Source organism: Microbispora sp. CA-135349 (assembly GCF_050947365.1).
GTDB lineage: Bacteria > Actinomycetota > Actinomycetes > Streptosporangiales > Streptosporangiaceae > Microbispora.
Genome location: NZ_CP192001.1, coordinates 2961629 through 2982090 on the forward strand (window position 1 = coordinate 2961629; position 20462 = coordinate 2982090).

A 20462-nucleotide genomic window follows, 5' to 3' on the forward strand; every position below is an offset into this window, starting at 1 on the left:
CGTCACAGCAGCAGGACGGCGGCCAGCAGCGTGACCGTCGTGGCCGTCTCCACCAGGGCGCCGAGCACGTCACCCGTGACGCCGCCCAGCCGTCGTACGGCCCGGCGGCGCAGCAGCGCGGCCGCCCCCAGACCGGCGGCCATCGCCAGCAGCAGCCCGGCCGCCGTGATCAGGTACGGATCGTCCGACAGGCGGTGCAGCAACCCGGCGGGCCGCACCCCCGCGTCGGCGGCCCACTCGTAGACCTCTCCGGGGGAGAAGGCCCGGTCGGGATAGCCGTAGTCGGTGTAGAGGCCGCCGAAGGAACTCGCCGGATCGAGCGCTGCTCCGACGTCCACCGCGACCTCGGACCCGCCGAGATCCGGGGTGCGCAGGACCAGGGGGCCGTCGGCCGCGACGAGTGCGAGCGCCGCGATCACCGCGGCCGTCGCGAGGGAGGCCCCGATCGCGACGCCCCGCCGTACGGTGCCGGCGACGAGCGCGCCGAGGCCGGTGGGCCGGGCGGCGGGCACGCCCTCGCGGCAGGCCCAGGTGACCGCCAGCCTGCCGGTCGCGACGGCCGTCACCAGCGCGACCCAGGCGACGGAGTCGTCCCGTGACAGCGCGGCCACCTGGGCGAACAGAGCGATCACGACGGTGACGACCCCGAACGGGCCGATGTCGGAGCGCTTCATCACGTCCAGCGCCCCGTCGGCCGGCTTGCCGCTGCCGAGCCCGTCGGCGAGGTCCGCGAGGCCGTCGAGGTGCAGGGCTCGCGTCAGCCAGGCCAGCGCCGCCACCGCGAGGACGGCGCCGATCAGCGGCGAGCCCGACACCGCACCGGCGGCCACGAGCACCACGGCGGCGATCAGGCCGGGCAGCAGCCCGACGAAGGGCGCCAGCGCCATGGCGCGTCCCGCCACGGCACGATCGACCTCCACCGGCCGCACGGGGAGGACCGTGAAGGTCCCGACCGCGAGCCGCCAGGCCGCGCCGAGGCCGCTTATCCGAGGTTCGTCGGGCACAGGGGAAGATCGTAGTTCTCAGAGGGGCAGTGGGACGACCCGGCCGGCGACCACAAGGGCGGCGTCCTCCGACTCGCGGGCGAGTGCCTGGTTGAGGCGGCCGAGCGCGTCACGGAACAGCCGCCCTGCGGGAGTGGCGGGGATGACCCCGAGGCCCACCTCGTCGCTGACCGCCACCACCCGGGCGCGGGTGCCGCGCCAGGCGGCCACCAGGGCGTCGCACCGCTCCGCCACCAGGTCGAGGGCCGGGCGGTGGTCGTCCGGACGCGCGTCGTCCGGCCATGCGGCGCACTCGTCGAACACGGCGGCCAGCCAGGTGCCGAGCCCGTCGACGAGGAACGTCCCCCGGCCGCCGGACAGGACGGTCACGAGGTCGGTCGTCTCCATGGTCCGCCAGTGCGCCGGGCGCCGTTCGCGGTGCGCCCGTACGCGGGCGAGCCAGGCCGGGTCGTCCCCGCCCGAGGGACCGGTGGCGACGTAGGTGACCTCGGATTCGGCGGCCAGGCGGAGCTCGGCCTCCTCGGACTTGCCGGAGCGTGACCCGCCCAGCAGCAGCGTCCGGCGTGGCTGCGCCCGGAGCACCGCCTGCGCGCTCGCCGTGTCCACGACGGTCCCGTCGGGTACGGCCGCCGCGCCCCAGAAGCCGAGCCTGCGGGCCAGCTCGCTCTCGGCCGGGACGCGGTGATCGAGGTGCAGCGCGATGATCCGGGTGGCAGGTGTGACGCGCCCGCGGCGACGCAGGTCGCCCAGCCGCTCCGGCCGGTCGGGCAGGTCCATGAGCACCACGTCTAAGGGCGCGCCCGCGTCCGGCCCGGGGGAGCCGGTGGCCGGCCCCACGGCGTACAGCAGGCGGCCGCCGTCGGGTCCGGTGACCTCGCAGCCGTCGGCGGTGTGGCGGATCACATGCCCGCCGGGGAGGGGACCCCGCGGCCGGGGCGGCCGTCCCGGCGCACCCGCGGGCGCCGCCCCGCCCCGCGCCGGTCCCGCTGCCGGGTCCGGCAGCCGTACGCCGTCGTCGACGACGACGGAAACCGGGCGGCGGTGGCCGGGGGCGAGCCGGCCGCAGGACGCACAGGGGCAGCCGGGGACGGGCCAGCCCTCCGGGCCCGCGGTCCCCTCCAGACGGATCTTCATGCCGTTGCCTTTCCACGTCCGTGTCGTCGCCGGGTCCCCGCGTCGGCAGGGGGTGTCGACAGGGGGCGTCGACAGGGGGAGTGAACGTCCGGGCAGAGAGGATAGGGTCCGGCTGCACGGTCTTTGTGCCGTACCGGCCCGGGCGCGAGCCCCGGCGCGGGACGGCGAGGAACCGAAGGAGCGGGTGCGGATGATTTGGCGGTGGCGTTACGAGGACGCGAACGGCGGCGAGGTCACGGACCGGCCGCTGCCGCGGGAGATCTTCTCCAGCCAGTCGGACGCGGAGTCGTGGCTGGGGGAGAGCTGGCGCGAGCTGCTCGAGTCCGGTGTCGAGCAGGTCTCGCTCATGGAGGACGAGCGGGTCGAATACTCGGGGATGTCGCTGCGCGCCGAATGACCGCCCGCGGCCCGGTCCCGGCGGGGGCGCGACCGCGGCGGGTGCGGTCGCGCTCCCGCCACCCCCGGCCGGCCCTGCCGATCGGCAGGACCGGAGCCGGGATCAGGGACGGGCGGACGGGCTGACGGTCTTGGCCGGGTCACGCTCGACGACCGCACCGAGCACGTCGTCGATCTTCTTGAGCACCTCGGCGTCGAGCTTCACGCCCGAGGCCTTGACGTTGTCGCGCACCTGCTCGGGCTTGGTGGCCCCGACGATGGCCGACGACACGTTGGGGTTCTGCAGCACCCACGCCACGGCGAGCTGGGCCATCGTGAGCCCGAGGTCGGCCGCGATCGGCTTGAGGTCCTGCACCCGGCGCAGCACGTCGTCCTCCAGCAGCCGGCTGATGAAGCCGGAGCCGCTGGGGTCGGTGGCGCGGGACCCGGCCGGCGGCGGCTGGCCGGGCTGGTACTTGCCGGTCAGCACGCCCTGCGCGATCGGCGACCAGACGATCTGGCCCAGGCCCTCCTTCTCGCACAGCGGCACGACCTCGGCCTCGATGACCCGCCAGAGCATCGAGTACTGCGGCTGGTTCGACACCAGGCGGTCGAACCCCATCTCGTCGGCGATCTTGAGCGCCCGGGCGATCTGGTCGGCCGTCCACTCGCTCACGCCGACGTACAGCACCTTGCCCTGCCGGACGAGGTCGTCGAAGGCGCGCAGGGTCTCCTCCAGCGGCGTCTCGACGTCGAAGCGGTGCGCCTGGTAGAGGTCGACGTAGTCGGTCTGGAGCCGGCGGAGCGACCCGTTGATCGACTCCATGATGTGCTTGCGGGACAGACCGCGGTCGTTCTTGCCCTCACCCGTGGGCCAGTAGACCTTGGTGAAGATCTCCAGCGACTCGCGGCGTACGCCCTTCAGCGCCCGGCCGAGGACCTCCTCGGCCCTGGTTCCGGCGTAGACGTCGGCGGTGTCGAAGGTCGTGACGCCCTCGTCGAGAGCCGCCCGGACGCACTCGACGGCGGCGTCCTCCTCCACCTGGGACCCATGGGTGATCCAGTTGCCGTAGCTGATCTCGCTGACCATGAGGCCACTGCGGCCAAGATGACGGTATTCCATGCCTCTGACCCTAGGTCATCTCGCCGGGACAAGCCCTTCGGGTGGTTCGCGGTAGGGTGCCCGGCGTGCGCCGGTTGATCATCTCTCGCCCTGTACGACTGGCCCTGGTCGTCGCGCTGGCCGCCGGTGTCGCCGCCGGGCTGGTCATCGCGGTTCGCCGGCGCCGCGTCGCCGTGCCGGTGCCGTCCGCTTCGCGCGCGGACCAGCGGCAGGAGACCGTGCCGGAGCCGGCCGGGCGCGGCCCCGAGCCCGTGCTCGGGTGGCCCACGGCGGAAGACCTCGAGAGGTACGACCGGCCGGAGGGCGGCGCGCCGATCGCTCGTCTCCTCGCCGGGCTTCCCAGGGGCGAGCGGCCGCGCGGGATCGTGCCGCGCCGCTGGGTGGTGGCGGCCGCGGCGCTCGGCCTGCTGGCCATCGGCGCGCAGATGCTGGACGACTCCGTGTTCGGCCCGGCGCCCGAGGCGTCGTTCGGCTGGACGGTGTACGTGGGAGATTCCGCAGGGCCCTGCCTCGCGGCCGGTTGCCCGGTGGCGGGGGACGCGGTGGCGGGGAATGCGGTGGTTTCCGGCCGGCACGGCCGGTCGTGTCCGGCGGCCGGGTGCGGGATGGCGCCGGACTCCGCGCCGTCCGCCGATCCCGCGTGCGAGGTCCGGAAGGCATCGACGACTCCCGTCGTACGGCCGATCTCGCGCCGCGTGACGACCGCGGTGAACCGGCAGTGGCGGCGCATCGAGAGATGGCTCAAGGCACATGCGCCAGAAACGTACGCCTCGCTGAACGGGCCGGCGAGCAAGCGGCTGCTGGCGAGGGCCGAGGCGCGGCTGGGGATGCCCATCCCCGACTCGCTGCGGGCCTCGCTGCTGCGCCACGACGGCGCCCGCGGGCCCGGGGCCTTCCGGTTCCCTCCGCGGCAGGTCCTCGCAAGTGCCCGCGACATGGTCGTCCTGTGGCGGACGTCCTGCGTGACGGGTCCGGGCCTGCCCTTCGCGTACGACGGGGGCGACGGGTATCTCGTGGCCGATCCGACCCGCGGCGACGTGCGGGACCTGCCGGACGAGGAGGCCGGCTGGTCGTCGTACTACGCGCTGCTCAAGGCCACGGCGGACACGCTCGTCTCCGGGGCGCCCCTCGACGGCCTCGTCCCCAGGACCAGGAACGGCGCGCTGGAGTGGATCGAGGCGTGACGGCGGAGCCGTCGGCGGACGCCTGCCACGATCACCCGTGCCGGGGGTGAGGACCGTCGGAGAGCTCCGGAGACCCCCGCGGTCAGGCCGTGCCGGCCGTGAGGGTCACCTCTTCGCGCCGGCCGTGTCCTTGAGCGCGACCGGGATGCCGCCGGGCAGGACCGTGGGCTTGGGGAAGCGCAGGCGGCGCATCTGGGACGAGCGCATCGCCGCGTAGAAGCCGATGCCCTTGAGGTCCTCGCCCGGGAATCTCGCCGCCGCGTCCTTCTTGACCTTCGCCGCCACGTAGAACGAGCTGGCCAGCACGAGCACCATCACGATCGGCAGCGACAGCGTGTAGGCCAGCATGACGGCCGAGCGGACCGGAATCGGGAACGGCACCATCGACAACAGCATGATGACGAACACGACGGGCAGGAAGTACTGCCCCGGCAGCCGCCGGGAGTCCACCCAGTCGCGCGCGAACTTGCGCACGGGGCCGCGGTCGCGCGCGGGGAGCGCCCGCTCGTCGCCGCGCAGCATGGCCTCGCGCTGCTTGGCGCGCAGCGCCTTGTCGCGCTCGCGCGCCTGGCGGTAGGCCTCCTTGCGGTTGGCCGGGGCGGTCACCGGGGAGCGGCGGCGGCCCTGCGCCTCGCGCCGCTTCGGGGTGGGACGGCCCTTCCCCGGGGTGCCTTGGGGCTTAGGATCCTCTACAGGGACGGGGGAGTCCTCCGCTGAGGTCTGAGTGCGACGTCGGAACACGTCGCCCAGCCTACCGGGAGTGCAACTTAGTGACGCCCTCGCGCGTTATGCGTAGGGTGAACCCAGGCGGTTACGCCGCCTGACAAGGGGCTTGAGACGGCTGGGATCACCCACGCACAACCTTGGAGAAGGGGACGGCCGACGCGCATGAGCGTGATGAAGAGACTTTCCATGATCTTCAAGTCCAAGGCCAACAAGGCCCTGGACAAGATGGAGGATCCGCGGGAGACGCTGGACTACTCTTATCAGCGCCAGCTTGAGCTGCTGCAGAAGGTCCGCCGGGGCGTGGCCGACGTGGCCACCAGCCGCAAGCGGGTGGAGCTGCAGATCAACCAGCTCGAAGGGCAGGCCACGAAGCTGGAGAACCAGAGCAGGCAGGCCCTGTCGGCCGGGCGCGAGGATCTGGCCCGCGAGGCGCTGACCCGCCGCAACGGCCTCAACGCCCAGATCGCCGACCTGCGGATCCAGTACAGCAACCTGCAGGGCGAGGAGGAGAAGCTCACCCTCGCCAGCCAGCGGCTCCAGGCCAAGGTCGACTCCTTCCGTACGAAGAAGGAGACCATCAAGGCCACCTACACGGCGGCCGAGGCCCAGACGCGGATCAACGAGGCGTTCTCCGGCATCTCGGAGGAGATGGGCGACGTCGGCCTGGCCATCCAGCGGGCCGAGGACAAGACCGCGCAGATGCAGGCGCGCGCGGGCGCCATCGACGAGCTGCTGGCCAGCGGCGCCCTGGACGACTTCACCGGGCAGCGCGACGACATCCAGGCGGAGCTCGACCGCATGGGCGCCGGCTCGGACATCGAGCTGGAGCTCGCCAAGATGAAGGCCGAGCTCGGCCAGGGCCCGGCGCCCAGGAGCGCGATCGAGCCCGGCCAGCAGCAGGGCCAGGCCGCGCCGTCCAGCCCGCAGCACACGCAGCAGCTGCGCCAGCCGGGGGAGGGACTGTGATCGTCAGAATCATGGGTGAGGGACAGGTCGAGATCGGCGCCGCCGACATCGACGTCCTCAACGAGCTCGACAGCGAGCTGGAAGCCGCGATCGAGTCGGGCGACGAGAACGACTTCCGCACGAAGCTGCACGCGCTCCTCGACAAGGTGCGTCACGTCGGCAAGGCTCTTCCGGACGACTCGCTCGAGCCGTCCGAGCTGATCCTGCCGCCGGCCGACGCCTCGATCGAGGAAGTGCGGGAGATGCTCGGGGACACCGGGCTCATCCCTGGCTGATGGCCTCCACGCGGTTCGCCCCTGATCGCGGCCTCAGCGTCCGGATGACCGTGACGATGTTCCTGCTCGGGCTGCTCTATGTCGCGTTCGTGGCCGTCCTGGTCGCGGCGGGTGTGCGGGCGGTCACGGTGCTCGTGATCGCCGGGGTCCTCCTGCTGGCGCAGTACTTCCTGTCCGACAAGATCGCGCTGTTCGCGATGCACGGACGGGAGGTCTCGCCGCAGGAGGCCCCCGAGCTGCACGGGATCATCGACCGGCTGAGCGCGATGGCGGGGATGCCGAAGCCGCGGGTGGCGATCGCCGACTCGGACATGCCGAACGCGTTCGCCACCGGCCGCAACCAGAAGAACTCGGTGGTCTGCGTGACCACCGGCATTCTGCGCAGGCTCGACGCGCGGGAGCTCGAAGGGGTGCTGGCCCACGAGATGTCCCACGTGGCCCACCGGGACGTGGCGGTGATGACGATCGCCTCGTTCCTGGGGGTCGTGGCCGGCCTGATGACGCGCTTCGCGCTCTACACCGGTCTGGGCGGCCGGAGGAACGACAACGGCCCCCCGATCGGGCTGATCATCTTCGCGGTCTCCGGCCTGGTCTACGCCGTCAGCTTCCTGCTGACGCGGGCACTGTCGCGCTACCGCGAACTGGCCGCCGACCGCGCGGGCGCACTGCTGACGCAGCAGCCGAGCGCCCTGGCCAGCGCCCTGGTCAAGATCAGCGGTGACATCGGCAGGATCCCGACCAGGGACCTGCGGGAGGCCCAGCCGTTCAACGCGTTCTTCTTCGCGCCCGCCCTGTCGGGCCAGAGCGTCGCCTCGCTGCTGTCGACCCACCCGCCGCTGGAGCGCAGGCTGGAGCAGCTGTCCAGGATCTCCGCGGCGCTGGGGCGCTGATGAGGGCGCCGCTGATGCCGGGGACACGCTGATGGGCTGGTTCGACGCCCTGCTCGGCCGTTCCAAACCCGCCAGGCCCGACCTGGACGCGCTGTTCGCCCTGCCGTCCGCCGCCGTCACGCTGCAGGCGGCCACCGGCTTCGCCCCGGCGGGCACCGGCTCGGTGTGCTTCCGCGCCGCCGAGGGCGGCGCCTTCGCCCGGCTGGAACAGGACATCGAGGCCCTGATGGGCAGGGTCGAGGTCTCCCGGGACTCCTACGGCTACACCTGGCTGCAGGTGCGCAACCCGGACGTGGCCGGGCTCGTGACCGACCTGCACGCCGCCAACTCGTCACTGGAGTCGGCCGGGTTCGGCCCGTCGCTGCTGTGCTCGCTCGTCACCTTCGCCGATCCCTCGCACCGGAAGCTGGCGATCGTGTACCTCTACAAGCGCGGCACGTTCTACCCCTTCGCCCCCACCGGCGAACCGCGCCGCGACAACGCGCTGGAACTGCAGGTCCGCGGTGTCCTGGAGCGCGAGCTGAAGATCGAACCCGAGCTGGCGAGCTGGTTCCCCGTCTGGGGCGCCCCCGGCCTCTGACCGTCCCAGGAGCCTTCATGACCGAGTGGACCCACCTGCGGCACACCGAGGCGGCGGCCGCGGAGATCGCCCGCATGGCCGAGGCCGTAAGGGGCCGGGACGCGACCATCCCCGTCCCGACCTGTCCCGGCTGGGATCTGCGCGCCCTGGTCGAGCACACGGGGGCCATCCACCGGTGGGCGGCCGCGATGGTGCGCGACGCCGCGCCGCGCCGGTACGACCGCGAGGCCATGGACCACGGCTTTCCCGAGGACTTCGCCGAGGCCGCCGGCTGGCTGGAGGCGGGAGGCGTCCTGCTCACGGACGCGTTGAAGGGACGCGACCCGGACACCGAGATGTGGGGATGGGCGGGGGACCGGCACGCCCGGTTCTGGTCCCGGCGTCAGCTCCACGAGACCGTCGTCCACCGCGCGGACGCCGAGATCGCCCTCGGCATCGCCCCCCGGATCGACGAGGACGTCGCGGCCGACGGCGTGGAGGAGTTCTTCGACGTGCTCCCGTACGTTCGATGGCAGCCGCTCGTCGCCGAGCTGAGAAGCGACGGGGAGGCGATCGCCTGGCGGACCGGCACGGGCCGGGCCTGGCTCGTCCGGCTGACCCACACGGGATTCACCTACGAGAGGTCCGAAGGCCCGGCCGACGTCACCGTGAGCGCGCCGACGGCCGGGGACCTCATGCTGACGCTGTGGAACCGGCGCGAGCCCGACGCGGTCCGGGGCGACGACGAACTGCTGCGGTTCTGGCGCGAGCGCGCCCGGATCACCTGAGCCGATCACACCCGGCCCGCCGGGCGGCCACCCGGATCGAGCCGGGTGGCCGCCCGCCCGGGCGTCACGGCAGGGCGAGCATGCGGTCGAGGGCGACCTTGGCCCAGTGGGTGGTGTCCGCGTCCACCGTGATCTGGTTGACGACCTCGCCGCCGGCCAGCGACTCCAGGGCCCAGACCAGGTGCGGCAGGTCGATGCGGTTCATCGTCGAGCAGTAGCACACGGTCTTGTCGAGGAACGTGATGGTTTTGTCGGAGAACCGGTTCGCCAGCCGGCGCACCAGGTTGAGCTCGGTGCCGACGGCCCAGGCGGACCCGGCCGGGGCCTCGTCGAGCTTCTTGATGATGTACTCGGTCGAGCCGACGAAGTCCGCCTTGGTCACCACCTCGTGGCGGCACTCGGGGTGCACGAGCACGTTCACCCCGGGGATACGGGCCCGCACCTCGTCCACGCACGCGGCGGAGAAACGCCCGTGGACCGAGCAGTGGCCCTTCCACAGGATCATCTTCGCGTTCTCGAGCTGTTCGCGGGTGAGGCCGCCGTTCGGGCGGTGCGGGTTGTAGACCACGCAGTCGTCGAGCGACAGCCCCATCTCCAGCACCGCGGTGTTGCGGCCCAGGTGCTGGTCGGGCAGGAACAGGACCTTCTCGCCCTGTTCGAAGGCCCAGTCGAGGGCGCGCCGGGCGTTGGAGGAGGTGCACACGGCGCCGCCGTGCCGTCCGCAGAACGCCTTGATGTCCGCGCTGGAGTTCATGTAGGTGATCGGCACCACCCGGTCGGCGATGCCGGCGTCCTCCAGGGCGTCCCAGCAGTCCTCGACCTGGGTGAACGTCGCCATGTCGGCCATCGAGCAGCCGGCGGCCAGGTCGGGGAGCACCACCTTCTGTGTGTCACTGGTCAGAATGTCGGCCGACTCGGCCATGAAGTGGACGCCGCAGAACACGATGTACTCGGCCTCGGGCCGGGCGGCGGCCTCGCGGGCCAGCTTGAACGAGTCGCCGGTCACGTCGGCGAACTGGATGACCTCGTCGCGCTGGTAGTGGTGACCGAGCACGAACAGCCGGTCGCCCAGCCGCTCCTTGGCCGCGCGGGCGCGCTCCACGAGGGTCGGGTCGGACGCGGGAGGCAGCTCGCCCGGGCAGTCGACGCCGCGTTCGCTGTGCGGGTCGGTGCCCTGGCCGAGGATGAAGAGCGGAAGGCCGGTCTCGGTGATCGTCACGACCACACCCCCTCGGGGACTTATCGTCTAACTGACGACTAATCATTACACAACGCGCCGCGTGGTTCGTCGCGAGGTTGCCGGTGGGGAACGGGACATGGAATGTGTAGGGCTGCACGGGTGTTGGTAGCGTCTAGGTAGGACGTCAGAACCAATCGACCGCCCCGATGGGCGGTTGGCGCAGACGCGGGAGTCAGCACATGACGGTTGAGAGCAGCGAGACCACGCAGCAGGGCCTGATCCTGACTGACGCGGCCGCCGCCAAGGTCAAGAGCCTGCTCGAGCAGCAGGGCGAGGAAGGGCTGCAGCTTCGGGTGGCCGTCCAGCCGGGTGGCTGTTCCGGCCTGCGTTATCAGCTCTTCTTCGACGACCGGTCGATGGACGGCGACGTGGTCTCCACCTTCGGCGGCGTGAACGTCGTCACCGACCGGATGAGCGCGCCGTACCTCATCGGGGCCACGGTCGACTTCGTGGACACCATCGAGAAGCAGGGCTTCACCATCGACAACCCCAACGCGACGGGATCGTGCGCCTGCGGCGACTCGTTCAACTGACGAACGGCGCAACTGCCGAGCGCCGCGATCGACGGCGAGCGCGCGTCCGGCGACGCCCGGACCGCCCCCGGCGCGACGTGCACGCAGCGCCCCGCACGGATTCTTTCGTGCGGGGCGTCGTCATGTTCCGAGACGGTACGCTCAGTAGGTTCGGCGGGATCACCACCATCCCTGCCCCCGTCTCCCTGATGCTGACAACGAGGAGAATGACCCCGTGCGCATCGCCGTCACCGGCTCCATCGCCACCGACCACCTGATGACGTTCCCCGGCCGCTTCGGCGACCAGCTCATCGCCGAGCAACTCGACCGGGTGTCGTTGTCGTTCCTCGTCGACGATCTGCAGATCCGCCGTGGCGGATGCGCGGCCAACATCGCCTTCGGAATGGGCTGCCTCGGGCTCGCCCCGATCCTCGTCGGCGCCGTCGGCACCGACTTCGCCGACTACCGCTCCTGGCTGGAGCGCCACGGCGTCGACTGCGACTCGGTTCACATCTCCGAACTGCACCACACCGCGCGGTTCCTGTGCACGACGGACGAGGACCACAACCAGATCGCCTCGTTCTACACCGGTGCGATGGCCGAGGCGAGGGAGATCGAGCTGGGCCCGGTCGCCGGGCGTTTCGGCGGGCTCGACCTGGTCCTGATCAGCCCCAACGACCCGGCCGCCATGCTGCGGCACACCGACGAGGCGCGCCAGCGGGGCATCCCGTTCGCCGCCGACCCGTCGCAGCAGCTCGCCCGCATGCCCGGCGAGGAGATCCGCCAGCTGGTCGAGGGCGCGGCGTACCTGTTCAGCAACGACTACGAGCTGGGGCTCATCGGGCAGAAGACCGGCTGGTCGGACGAGGAGATCCTCGACCGGGTCGGCGTCCGGGTGACCACCCTCGGCCCCAAGGGCGCCAGGATCGACCGCAAGGGCGAGCCGCCGCTGCACATCCCGCCGGCGCCCGAGCTGGGCAAGGCCGACCCGACCGGCGTCGGGGACGCCTTCCGTGCCGGGTTCCTCGCCGGCCTCGCGTGGGGACTGTCCCTGGAGCGCTGCGGCCAGATCGGCAACCTCACCGCCACCCACGTGCTGGAGCGGGTCGGCTGCCAGGAGTACGAGCTGAGCCAGCGGGTCTTCCTGGAGCGGTTCGCGGCGGCGTACGGCTCCGAGGCGGCCGACGAGGTGGGCGCGCACGCCCGCTGCCACCACGCCTGAGACAGGCTCTCAGTAGTTGCGGCGCACGTGGATGGACCAGCCGCCCTGCGGCAGCTCGTAGCTCCCCACGTGCTCGTGTGACTTCAACCGGCACCAGGCCGGAACGTCGGTGAACGCGGCGGGGTCGTCGGCCAGCACGGCCACGACGCCGCCCGTCGCCACCTGGTTGATCCGCTCGGCCAGCATGATGATCGGGATCGGGCACTTGCGGCCCAGAGCGTCGATCGTCAGCGCGGGCTGCTCAGCCGGCCGTACAGGCTCGGCGGGCCCGTCCTGCGCCGCCTCCCGGGCCGTTTCCCGAGCCGTCTCCGATGAGCGCCTGGCGCCGCCGCCCGTCCGTCTGCGCCACATCAGTGCACCCCCAAGCTCGACCGGATCCGCCGCACGATGTCCGGGAGCACCGCGAGGAAGCGATCGATGTCGTCCTCGGACGCGCCACGGGGCAGCGATACCCGCACGTTCCCATGCGTAAGCACGCCCATTGCCTCCAGAACGTGCGATGGACGAAGCGTACTCGCCGTGCAGGAGCTGCCGGATGAGACGGCGAAACCGGACTTGTCGAGCTCCGTCAGCAGCGCCTCGCCCTCGACGTACAGGCAGGAGAACGTCACGATGTGCGGCAACCGCAGGGCGGGGTCGCCGACGACCTCCACGTCGGGCACCAGGCGGGGGACCTCGGCGCGGATCCGGTCGACCAGGGCCGACAGCCGTCGCCCCTCGGCCTCCGCCTCTTCGGCCCGGGCGCGCAGCGCCGCGGCGGCGGCCACGATCGCGGGCACGTTCTCGAACCCCGGCACGCGCCGCCGCTCCCGCTCGTCCTCGGGCAGGGGCGAGCGCCAGCGCACGCCCTTGCGCACCGCCAGCACGCCCACCCCGGCCGGGCCGCCCCATTTGTGGGCACTGGCGGTGAGCACCGACCAGCCCTCGGGGACCGGCAGCCGGCCCGCCGACTGAGCGGCGTCGACCAGCAGCGGCACGCCCGCCTCCCGGCAGGCCCGCGCCGCCTCCTCGACCGGCTGGAGGGTCCCCACTTCGTGGTTGGCCGTCTGCAGGCATGCCAGGGCCGTGCCGGGCCGCGCCACGGCCCCGGCGAACGCGTCGGCGTCCACCCGGCCCGTACGGCTCACGCCCACGAGTTCCACCTCGCCGCCCGCGCGCTCGTGGAGGGCGCCCGCGTGCAGGACGCTGGAGTGTTCGACGGCGCCCGCCACCAGGCGCGTCCCCGCCCTGCGGCGGCCGGCCAGCGTCCCGAGCACCCCCAGGTGGACGGCCTGCGTTCCCGACGTGGTGAACGACACCTCGTCGGGCCGGGCGCCGATCAGTTCGGCTACCTCCGCCCTCGCGCGCTCCAGTAACATCTGGGCGCGGCGCGCCGTGCCGTACAGGCGGGCGGGATCGGCCCAACCTGCGTCGATCGCCGCCAGCAAGGCGTCACGGGCCGCGGGATGGAGAGGCTCGGTCGAAGCCGCGTCGAGGTAGGCCACAGTTAGGACATTAACGGGGGCTGCTCAGAGGGGCGGCGCCGGTCCGCGCTAATGTGTCCCCCAGCGTGAACTCAACCAAGTAAAGGGCAGACCGGCCAGAACGTTGGCGCCGGTCTCACCCAAGGGTCAATTGGAAAAACCGCCCAAGGGAGGAACCCTTGGGCTTCATCTGTGGGGTAGGCGATCCGTGAGTCCGACCCGCCGTACGACACGGCGACCGTGGGCACGCCGCCGGTTGCCCGGAGCCGCCGCCGTGGCGCTGCTGGTGGCGTCCGGGACGGCGTGTAGCAACCAGGCGATCGATCAGTGGTCCCGTGGGGGCATGCCGGAAGGTGTCACCAAGCAGGCCGGCATCGTTCAGACGCTCTGGAACGGGAGCTGGATCGCGGCTCTCGCCACCGGTGTGGTCGTCTGGGGACTGATCCTTTGGGCGTGCATCTTCCATCGCAAGAAGAAGAACAGCCCCGATCAGCTGCCTCCGCAGGTGCGCTACAACCTGCCGATCGAGATCCTTTACACGGTGGTCCCGGTCATCATGGTGGCGGTCTTCTTCTACTTCACGGCCCGTGACGAGACCGAGATCACGCGGATCACCAAGGCCGCCCCGGTCAAGGTCGCCGTCGAGGGTTACCAGTGGAGCTGGCGCTTCACGACCGAATACCAGGGCCAGAAGGCCGTGGTCGCGGGCGTGCCGGTGGACCTCAGCAAGCAGAGCGCGGAGAACCCGCAGGGCCCGCAGCTCGTGCTCCCGGTCAACACCCAGGTGCAGTTCGACCTGCACTCGCCCGACGTCATCCACTCGTTCTGGGTGCCGGCGTTCCTGTTCAAGCAGGACGTCTTCCCGGGCAACGTGCACAACCACTTCCAGATCACGACGCTTGACAAGACGGGCGTCTTCATCGGCCGATGCGCCGAGCTCTGCGGCACCGACCACAGCAAGATGCTGTTCTCCGTGAAGCTCGTCCCGCAGGCCGAGTTCGACCAGTACATCAAGAGCCAGGCGGGGAGTGCGCAGTGACCGCCATCCAGGAACCGGTCGGCGTCTCCGTACGGCCGTACCGCAAGGGGACGGTCATCGCCAAGTGGCTGTCCTCGACCGACCACAAGGTGATCGGGCACCTTTACCTGATCACGTCGTTCGTGTTCTTCCTCATCGGCGGCCTCATGGCGCTGGTGATGCGGGCCGAGCTCGCGCAGCCGGGGCTGCAGGTCGTGTCCAACGAGCAGTTCAACCAGCTGTTCACGATGCACGGCACGATCATGCTGCTCATGTTCGCGACGCCGCTGTTCGCCGGCTTCGCCAACGAGCTGATGCCGCTGCAGATTGGCGCCCCCGACGTGGCGTTCCCCCGGCTGAACATGGTGAGCTACTGGCTCTACCTGTTCGGCAGCACGATCGCCGTCTCCGGCTTCTTCACCCCGAACGGGTCCGCGTCGTTCGGCTGGACCGCGTACGCGCCGCTGTCGAACGCGGTCACCTCGCCCGGCCTCGGCAGCGACCTGTGGGTCATGGGCCTGGCCCTGTCCGGCCTCGGCACGATCCTCGGCGCGGTGAACTTCATCACCACGATCCTCACCATGCGCGCCCCCGGCATGACGATGTTCCGGATGCCGATCTTCACCTGGAACATCCTGCTGACCAGCATCCTGGTGCTGCTGGCCTTCCCGGTGCTGGCGGCCGCGCTGCTCGCCCTGGAGGCCGACCGCAAGCTGGGCGCGCACATCTTCGACTCGCCCACGGGCGGGGCGATGCTGTGGCAGCACCTGTTCTGGTTCTTCGGGCACCCCGAGGTCTACATCATCGCGCTGCCGTTCTTCGGCATCATCACCGAGATCCTTCCGGTCTTCAGCCGTAAGCCGATCTTCGGGTACGTCGGCCTGGTCGGCGCGACCATCGCCATCGCGGGCCTGTCGGTCACCGTCTGGGCGCACCACATGTTCGTCACCGGACAGGTGCTACTGCCGTTCTTCTCGTTCATGACATTCCTGATCGCGGTGCCGACCGGTGTGAAGTTCTTCAACTGGATCGGCACGATGTGGCGGGGTCATCTGTCGTTCGAGTCGCCGATGCTGTTCGCGGTGGGCTTCCTGGTGACCTTCCTGTTCGGTGGTCTCACCGGCGTCATCCTGGCGTCGCCCCCGCTGGACTTCCACATCAGCGACACCTACTTCGTCGTGGCCCACTTCCACTACGTGGTCTTCGGCACCGTGGTGTTCGCGATGTTCGCCGGGTTCTACTTCTGGTGGCCGAAGTTCACCGGCAAGATGCTCAACGACAAGATCGGCAAGCTTCACTTCTGGCTGCTGTTCTTCGGCTTCCACCTGACCTTCCTGGTGCAGCACTGGCTGGGCGTCATCGGCTTCCCCCGGCGTTACGCCGACTACTCGGCGACCGACGGTTTCACCGACCTGAACATGGTCTCCTCGGCCGGCGCGCTCCTGCTGGGCCTGTCCACGCTGCCGTTCTTCTACAACGTCTGGGTGACGTGGCGGAAGGCGCCCAAGGTCACCGTGGACGACCCGTGGGGCTTCGGCGGCTCGCTCGAGTGGGCGACCTCCTGCCCGCCGCCGCGGCACAACTTCCTGTCGCTGCCGCGCATCCGGTCCGAGCGCCCGGCGTTCGACCTCAAGTACCCGCACATCACCGCCAAGCCTGAGCTGGTGGAGGAGTCCCGATGAAGATCCAGGGATGGATGTTCCTGCTCTGCGGCATCTTCTTCGCCGCCGCGGACGTGGTCTACTGGTTCTGGTCCAAGGAGCCGACCGGCACCACGGCCATGGCGATCTCCGTCGGCCTGGCCTTCATGATCGGTTACTACCTGCTGTTCACCGCGCGTCGCATCGGCGACCAGCCGGAGGACAACAAGGAGGCCGAGATCAGCGACGGCGCGGGCGAGATCGGCTTCTACAGCCCGCACAGCTGGTGGCCGTTGTTCGTGTGCCTGTCGGCCGCGCTGACCTTCTTCGGCTTCGCGGTCGGCTGGTGGCTGTTCTTCATCGGCCTGTTCTGCACGGTCATGAGCATGATCGGGTTCGTGTTCCAGTACTACCGGGGCAACTTCTCGCACTGATCACGTGAACCCCGTCGGACGGCCGGTCGGCGATCTCGCCGACCGGCCGTCCGCGTTCTTTGCCGCCACGCGGTCCCCAGGCTGCCCGAACGGTACGTCACCTGGGAATAACCCCCGGAAAGCGACGCTAGGGGGACGAACGTGCGTGCTGGTGCGGGGGCGCTGGCCCTTCTCGTGGTGGTTGCCGGGTGTTCCACGTCAGGTGGGCGGGACGACGATCGCGGGTCCGGAACGGCCATCAGCATCAGCCCGCTCGACGGCGCCGCCGATCTGCCGCCCGAGCTTCCGATCCTGATCGGCACGGCGAACGGCAAGCTGACTCATGTGGCCGTAAAGGCCGCCGGACGGCCCGTGGCGGGGGTGTTCAGTCCCGACCGCACGCAGTGGCGCAGCGAGCGCCCGATGGCCCCGGGAACGGCCTACAGCGTCGAGGCGACGGCCGCGGGCTCCGGTGGCTCGGCCACCAGGACCGTCCGCTTCGCGACGAAACAGGCCGCCAAGACCTTCGGCATCTCCACCCTGCTGCCCAACAAACAGGACACCGGCCTGACGGTCGGCGTCGGCATGCCGATCATCATCACCTTCGACAAGCCGATCACCGACCGCGTGTCCGTCGAGCGCAACCTGATCCTGCAGGCGTCCAAGCCCATCGAGGGCGCCTGGCACTGGCTCGACGACAAGAACGTGGTCTTCCGCCCCGAGAAGTACTGGCCGACGTACACGAAGGTCCGCGTCACCGCACGCCTGGCCGGAACCAGGGGCGGCGAGGGCATGTACGGCAAGCAGGACTACGTCCGGGACTTCGAGATCGGCCGCTCGCAGATCAGCGTGGCCAACACCCAGACCCACCACATGAAGATCGAGCGGGACGGCAAGCAGATCAAGAACATGCCGATCAGCGCGGGTATGGGCGACGTGCTCCGCCACCACACCACCAGCGGCATCCACGTGGCGATGTCCAGGGAGGACGTCACGGTCATGACCTCGCCGGACGCCTCGCCGGGGCAGGCCGGCTACTACGAGACGACCGTGTACAACAGCGTCCGCATCTCCAACACCGGCGAGTACGTCCACGGCGCCCCGTGGTCCGTCGGCGACCAGGGCAACTCGAACGTCAGCCACGGCTGCGTGAACGTCAGCCCGGAGAACGCCAAGTGGTTCAAGAACAACACCCTGATCGGTGACCCGATCATCGTCGAGGGCACGCCACGCCGGCTGGAGGCGACCAATGGCTGGAGCTACTGGCAGGACTCCTGGCCGGTCTGGCTCAAGCACAGCCGCCTGCGCGCCGCCCCCTCCGACGCCCTCTGATCGCCCGTCATCCTTCAGGGCGTACGGCGGGCCTCTGACCACCGGATGCAGGCCGGGCGGCGAACAAGCACGCCGCCCGGCCCAACTCCGCTGTTCAGTCACCACAATCATGACCTCGTATGGGCCGGTGTGCGCCGCGACCGCTGCTTGGCCCTGAGCGGGCCGCTGTCCCCACCGGAGGATCGACTCGCTCCGGCGGGGACAGGAATGGGAACCACGACTATCCCGCCGACCTGCGCTTGTGCCGCACAGGCCGAAGGGCTCACTGTCGCGCTCGGGTCTACAGCGGTGGAGTGACGTTGACGAACGCGGTGCAGTTGCCCGGCCAGGCGGGGTTGCCACTGGTGCCCGGAGTGGGCTGAACCGTACAGGTGGTCTGAAATACGCCACCGGTGGACGTGTTGACCGTCACATAAACCACGGTGTTCTGGCTGGACAGGGACACGTCGACCACGCCCGCAGGATAACCGGTCAGCGTTGTCAGATTGTGCCATGGCGGCGCCGTCCGAGGATCACGGATCATCAGCACCCCGCCGGGTTGCACGAGCCCGATGAACTCGGTGGTGTCGTTGACCACCGTGCCATTGCTCACCGCCGGTCCAGTAGGCCCTGTCGGCCCAGTGGGGCCTGTTGGTCCGGTTGGTCCGGTTGGTCCTGTCGGTCCGGTGGCTCCGGTGGCTCCGGTGGCTCCCGTGGGTCCGGTCGGCCCGGTTGGTCCTGTCGGTCCGGTGGCTCCGGTGGCTCCCGTGGCTCCGGTGGCTCCCGTGGGTCCGGTGGGTCCGGTGGGTCCGGTGGGTCCGGTGGGTCCGGTTGGTCCGGTGGCTCCCGTGGGTCCGGTCGGCCCGGTTGGTCCGGTTGGTCCGGTGGCTCCAGTGGCTCCGGTGGCTCCGGTGGCTCCCGTGGGTCCGGTGGCTCCCGTCGGTCCGGTTGGTCCGGTTGGTCCGGTCGGCCCGGTTGGTCCGGTTGGTCCGGTGGCTCCCGTCGGTCCGGTCGGCCCGGTTGGTCCGGTGGCGCCGGTCGCGCCGGTGGGTCCGGTGGGTCCGGTCGGCCCGGTCGGTCCGGTGTCGCCCGTGGCTCCGGTCGGCCCGGTGGGTCCGGTTGGTCCGGTGGGTCCGGTTGGTCCGGTGTCGCCCGTGGCTCCGGTGGCTCCCGTTGGTCCGGTTGGTCCGGTGGCTCCCGTTGGTCCGGTGTCGCCCGTGGCTCCGGTCGGCCCGGTGGGTCCGGTTGGTCCGGTGGCTCCAGTGGCTCCGGTCGCGCCGGTGGCTCCGGTTGGTCCGGTGGGTCCGGTCTCGCCCGTCGGTCCCGTGGGTCCGGTTGGTCCGGTGGATCCGGTTGGTCCGGTTGGTCCGGGTGGTCCGGTGGCTCCGGTTGGTCCGGTTGGTCCGATGGGTCCGGTGTCGCCCGTCGCGCCCGTCGCGCCGGTCTGCCCGGTGGATCCGGTGGGTCCTGTCGCGCCGGTGGCTCCGGTGGGTCCGGTGTCGCCCGTCGGTCCCGTGGGTCCTGTCGGTCCGGTTGGTCCGGTGGCTCCGGTTGCGCCGGTGGGTCCTGTCGGTCCGGTGGCTCCGGTTGCGCCTGTGGGTCCGGTCGGTCCGGTTGGTCCGGTGGCTCCGGTTGCGCCGGTGGGTCCTGTCGGTCCGGTTGGTCCGGTGGCTCCGGTTGCGCCTGTGGGTCCGATGGGTCCGGTGTCCCCTGTCGGTCCGGCCGGCCCCGTTGTGCCTGCTGGTCCGGCGGGTCCGGTGGGTCCGGTGTCCCCTGTCGGTCCGGCCGGCCCCGTTGTGCCTGCTGGTCCGGCGGGCCCGGTCGGCCCGGTGGGCCCGGTCGGCCCGGTGGCGCCGGCCGGCCCGAGGTCGCCCGCCAGTCCTGCTGTTCCGGGCGGGTCCGCTGGGTCTACAGGTCGGGGGAGCCAGGGTATGCCGGTAGCGCCAGCTGGTCCGATAGGTCGCGGGCTGCCGGTTGTTCCCGCGAGGCCGGGCGTGACGAAGCCTGGCCCACCCGGGGTGAAGTACCAGAAGGGGCCCGAGGAGTTGATGAAGTCCGGGAACCAGCGCTTCGGCGCGATTACCCTGGTCTCTTTTCTCCCCTCGGTCCTCAGGTCGAGTACTGGGATTCGCCGATCGGCCTGGCGGCGTCGCGAGGTCCCCTCGTTGCGATGCCCGCGCTGGGTGTGCTCGAGTCGATGGGAATCGCCGAGGGCATTCTTGGGCAGCTTGGTCCTTCCGCCGGTCCGGCTGCCGCGCGGATCCTTGTGGCGACCTCTCGGTCCTCCCTGGCGGATCCGCAACTCGCAGTCGCTCGGGTGGGACGCGCAGAGGGACCAGCGGCCAGAGAAGCCGGTAGTCGTGAGGCCGGCCGCCGCATGGCCGGAGTTGCCGGACGAACGGTGCATCGATGCCAGGGCGAGGCCGCTGACCAGCACCGTCGCCACGCCCAAGGCCCATGGGTATCGGCTGGCGAAGGTAGCCAGCTTGTTCACGCGAGTCACGCTCGTTTCCCTCAAGAAAAACGGCCAATCGGACTTTTGGTCTCACGCATGTCAGGAAGTAGTGCATGCGTACCCGGAAAGAAGGGAGGGGAATTGGCGGCACAGGTCGTGCTTGG

Annotated in this window: 21 protein-coding genes; 13 read left to right on the forward strand and 8 right to left on the reverse strand. The window is 70.8% G+C overall.

Translation table 11 applies throughout. From position 1 onward, the window contains the following. Positions 1-2 precede the first annotated feature (2 nt). Together ACQPZZ_RS13935 and ACQPZZ_RS13940 are read right to left on the reverse strand one after the other, a co-directional pair. Positions 3-1004 carry an adenosylcobinamide-GDP ribazoletransferase gene (locus tag ACQPZZ_RS13935; protein ID WP_432932201.1) on the reverse strand — a complete coding sequence of 334 codons (1002 nt, stop codon included), beginning with the start codon at positions 1002-1004 and terminating at the stop codon, positions 3-5. Positions 1005-1022: 18 nt separating this feature from the next. Beyond that, on the reverse strand, positions 1023-2138 hold the full coding sequence (locus ACQPZZ_RS13940) for a bifunctional adenosylcobinamide kinase/adenosylcobinamide-phosphate guanylyltransferase (protein ID WP_432932203.1): 1116 nt from the start codon (positions 2136-2138) through the stop codon (positions 1023-1025). 190 nt (positions 2139-2328) lie between these two features. Between ACQPZZ_RS13940 and ACQPZZ_RS13945 the strand changes: the two genes are divergently transcribed. After that, positions 2329-2535 (forward strand): hypothetical protein, encoded by a 207-nt coding sequence (locus ACQPZZ_RS13945; RefSeq protein WP_363637126.1) that lies wholly within the window; start codon positions 2329-2331, stop codon positions 2533-2535. Between the two features lie 102 nt (positions 2536-2637). Here ACQPZZ_RS13945 and ACQPZZ_RS13950 read toward each other — a convergent pair whose 3' ends face one another. Continuing rightward, entirely contained in the window at positions 2638-3636 is a 999-nt protein-coding gene (locus ACQPZZ_RS13950) for an aldo/keto reductase family protein (RefSeq protein ID WP_432932205.1), read from the reverse strand. 65 nt (positions 3637-3701) lie between these two features. On the opposite strand from ACQPZZ_RS13950, the gene ACQPZZ_RS13955 reads away from it, so the two are divergent. After that, positions 3702-4820, forward strand: a complete 1119-nt coding sequence (locus ACQPZZ_RS13955) for a hypothetical protein (protein WP_432932207.1) — start codon at positions 3702-3704, stop codon at positions 4818-4820. Between the two features lie 105 nt (positions 4821-4925). On the opposite strand, the gene ACQPZZ_RS13960 is transcribed toward ACQPZZ_RS13955, so the two are convergent. After that, on the reverse strand, positions 4926-5561 hold the full coding sequence (locus ACQPZZ_RS13960) for a DUF3043 domain-containing protein (RefSeq protein ID WP_432932209.1): 636 nt from the start codon (positions 5559-5561) through the stop codon (positions 4926-4928). Between the two features lie 147 nt (positions 5562-5708). Here ACQPZZ_RS13960 and ACQPZZ_RS13965 point away from each other — a divergent pair, with 147 nt between their 5' ends. From ACQPZZ_RS13965 to ACQPZZ_RS13985, 5 genes are read left to right on the forward strand one after another with little or no spacing between them, the layout of a single operon-like run. Beyond that, positions 5709-6512 carry a PspA/IM30 family protein gene (locus tag ACQPZZ_RS13965; RefSeq protein WP_363637118.1) on the forward strand — a complete coding sequence of 268 codons (804 nt, stop codon included), beginning with the start codon at positions 5709-5711 and terminating at the stop codon, positions 6510-6512. Further along, positions 6509-6787 (forward strand): PspA-associated protein PspAA, encoded by a 279-nt coding sequence (gene pspAA, locus ACQPZZ_RS13970; protein WP_346225732.1) that lies wholly within the window; start codon positions 6509-6511, stop codon positions 6785-6787. Before ACQPZZ_RS13965 ends, pspAA begins: the two co-directional genes overlap by 4 nt. Continuing rightward, positions 6787-7677 (forward strand): zinc metalloprotease HtpX, encoded by an 891-nt coding sequence (htpX, locus tag ACQPZZ_RS13975; protein ID WP_432932212.1) that lies wholly within the window; start codon positions 6787-6789, stop codon positions 7675-7677. The genes pspAA and htpX overlap by 1 nt, the downstream gene beginning before the upstream one ends. Positions 7678-7708: 31 nt before the next feature. Further along, complete coding sequence (gene pspAB, locus ACQPZZ_RS13980) at positions 7709-8257, forward strand: PspA-associated protein PspAB (RefSeq protein ID WP_432932213.1); 549 nt, start codon at positions 7709-7711, stop codon at positions 8255-8257. A gap of 17 nt (positions 8258-8274) precedes the next feature. After that, on the forward strand, positions 8275-9024 hold the full coding sequence (locus ACQPZZ_RS13985; RefSeq protein WP_432932215.1) for a maleylpyruvate isomerase family mycothiol-dependent enzyme: 750 nt from the start codon (positions 8275-8277) through the stop codon (positions 9022-9024). 64 nt (positions 9025-9088) lie between these two features. Here the strand turns inward: ACQPZZ_RS13985 and nadA are convergent, their stop codons facing one another. Next, complete coding sequence (gene nadA / locus ACQPZZ_RS13990) at positions 9089-10243, reverse strand: quinolinate synthase NadA (protein ID WP_432932217.1); 1155 nt, start codon at positions 10241-10243, stop codon at positions 9089-9091. Between the two features lie 200 nt (positions 10244-10443). Here nadA and erpA point away from each other — a divergent pair, with 200 nt between their 5' ends. Both erpA and ACQPZZ_RS14000 read left to right on the forward strand, forming a co-directional pair. Beyond that, positions 10444-10797 carry an iron-sulfur cluster insertion protein ErpA gene (gene erpA, locus ACQPZZ_RS13995; RefSeq protein WP_079313357.1) on the forward strand — a complete coding sequence of 118 codons (354 nt, stop codon included), beginning with the start codon at positions 10444-10446 and terminating at the stop codon, positions 10795-10797. Between the two features lie 214 nt (positions 10798-11011). Continuing rightward, on the forward strand, positions 11012-11998 hold the full coding sequence (locus ACQPZZ_RS14000; RefSeq protein WP_432932219.1) for a carbohydrate kinase family protein: 987 nt from the start codon (positions 11012-11014) through the stop codon (positions 11996-11998). A 9-nt stretch (positions 11999-12007) separates the two neighbouring features. Here ACQPZZ_RS14000 and ACQPZZ_RS14005 read toward each other — a convergent pair whose 3' ends face one another. Further along, the gene (locus tag ACQPZZ_RS14005) at positions 12008-12349 is read right to left on the reverse strand and encodes a sulfurtransferase TusA family protein (RefSeq protein WP_363637104.1); all 342 of its coding nucleotides are present in this window, start codon (positions 12347-12349) and stop codon (positions 12008-12010) included. Continuing rightward, a complete protein-coding gene (locus ACQPZZ_RS14010; protein ID WP_432932221.1) occupies positions 12349-13482 on the reverse strand; it encodes a cysteine desulfurase family protein in 1134 nt (377 codons plus the stop codon). Before ACQPZZ_RS14010 ends, ACQPZZ_RS14005 begins: the two co-directional genes overlap by 1 nt. A 253-nt stretch (positions 13483-13735) precedes the next feature. Between ACQPZZ_RS14010 and ctaC the strand changes: the two genes are divergently transcribed. From ctaC to ACQPZZ_RS14030, 4 genes are all read left to right on the forward strand, one after another. After that, positions 13736-14500, forward strand: coding sequence for an aa3-type cytochrome oxidase subunit II (gene ctaC, locus ACQPZZ_RS14015; RefSeq protein ID WP_432932223.1), 765 nt, complete (start codon positions 13736-13738; stop codon positions 14498-14500). Then, a complete protein-coding gene (ctaD, locus tag ACQPZZ_RS14020; protein ID WP_363637098.1) occupies positions 14497-16161 on the forward strand; it encodes an aa3-type cytochrome oxidase subunit I in 1665 nt (554 codons plus the stop codon). Before ctaC ends, ctaD begins: the two co-directional genes overlap by 4 nt. Then, on the forward strand, positions 16158-16553 hold the full coding sequence (locus ACQPZZ_RS14025; RefSeq protein ID WP_363637096.1) for a cytochrome c oxidase subunit 4: 396 nt from the start codon (positions 16158-16160) through the stop codon (positions 16551-16553). Before ctaD ends, ACQPZZ_RS14025 begins: the two co-directional genes overlap by 4 nt. 141 nt (positions 16554-16694) lie before the next feature. Further along, entirely contained in the window at positions 16695-17864 is a 1170-nt protein-coding gene (locus tag ACQPZZ_RS14030) for an Ig-like domain-containing protein (protein ID WP_432932225.1), read from the forward strand. Positions 17865-18144: 280 nt separating this feature from the next. Here the strand turns inward: ACQPZZ_RS14030 and ACQPZZ_RS14035 are convergent, their stop codons facing one another. Then, entirely contained in the window at positions 18145-18456 is a 312-nt protein-coding gene (locus tag ACQPZZ_RS14035) for a hypothetical protein (RefSeq protein ID WP_432932227.1), read from the reverse strand. Between the last annotated feature and the right edge of the window lie 2006 nt (positions 18457-20462).

Bases quoted from the DNA above. Each gene is read 5' to 3' on its own strand.
- ACQPZZ_RS14025 (WP_363637096.1), top strand. From the start codon at position 16,158: ATGAAGATCCAGGGATGGATGTTCCTGCTCTGCGGCATCTTCTTCGCC.
- ACQPZZ_RS13950 (WP_432932205.1), bottom strand. From the start codon at position 3,636: ATGGAATACCGTCATCTTGGCCGCAGTGGCCTCATGGTCAGCGAGATC.
- erpA (WP_079313357.1), top strand. From the start codon at position 10,444: ATGACGGTTGAGAGCAGCGAGACCACGCAGCAGGGCCTGATCCTGACT.
- ACQPZZ_RS13985 (WP_432932215.1), top strand. From the start codon at position 8,275: ATGACCGAGTGGACCCACCTGCGGCACACCGAGGCGGCGGCCGCGGAG.
- ACQPZZ_RS13940 (WP_432932203.1), bottom strand. From the start codon at position 2,138: ATGAAGATCCGTCTGGAGGGGACCGCGGGCCCGGAGGGCTGGCCCGTC.
- ACQPZZ_RS14005 (WP_363637104.1), bottom strand. From the start codon at position 12,349: ATGTGGCGCAGACGGACGGGCGGCGGCGCCAGGCGCTCATCGGAGACG.
- ACQPZZ_RS13965 (WP_363637118.1), top strand. From the start codon at position 5,709: ATGAGCGTGATGAAGAGACTTTCCATGATCTTCAAGTCCAAGGCCAAC.
- pspAB (WP_432932213.1), top strand. From the start codon at position 7,709: ATGGGCTGGTTCGACGCCCTGCTCGGCCGTTCCAAACCCGCCAGGCCC.
- htpX (WP_432932212.1), top strand. From the start codon at position 6,787: ATGGCCTCCACGCGGTTCGCCCCTGATCGCGGCCTCAGCGTCCGGATG.
- ACQPZZ_RS13945 (WP_363637126.1), top strand. From the start codon at position 2,329: ATGATTTGGCGGTGGCGTTACGAGGACGCGAACGGCGGCGAGGTCACG.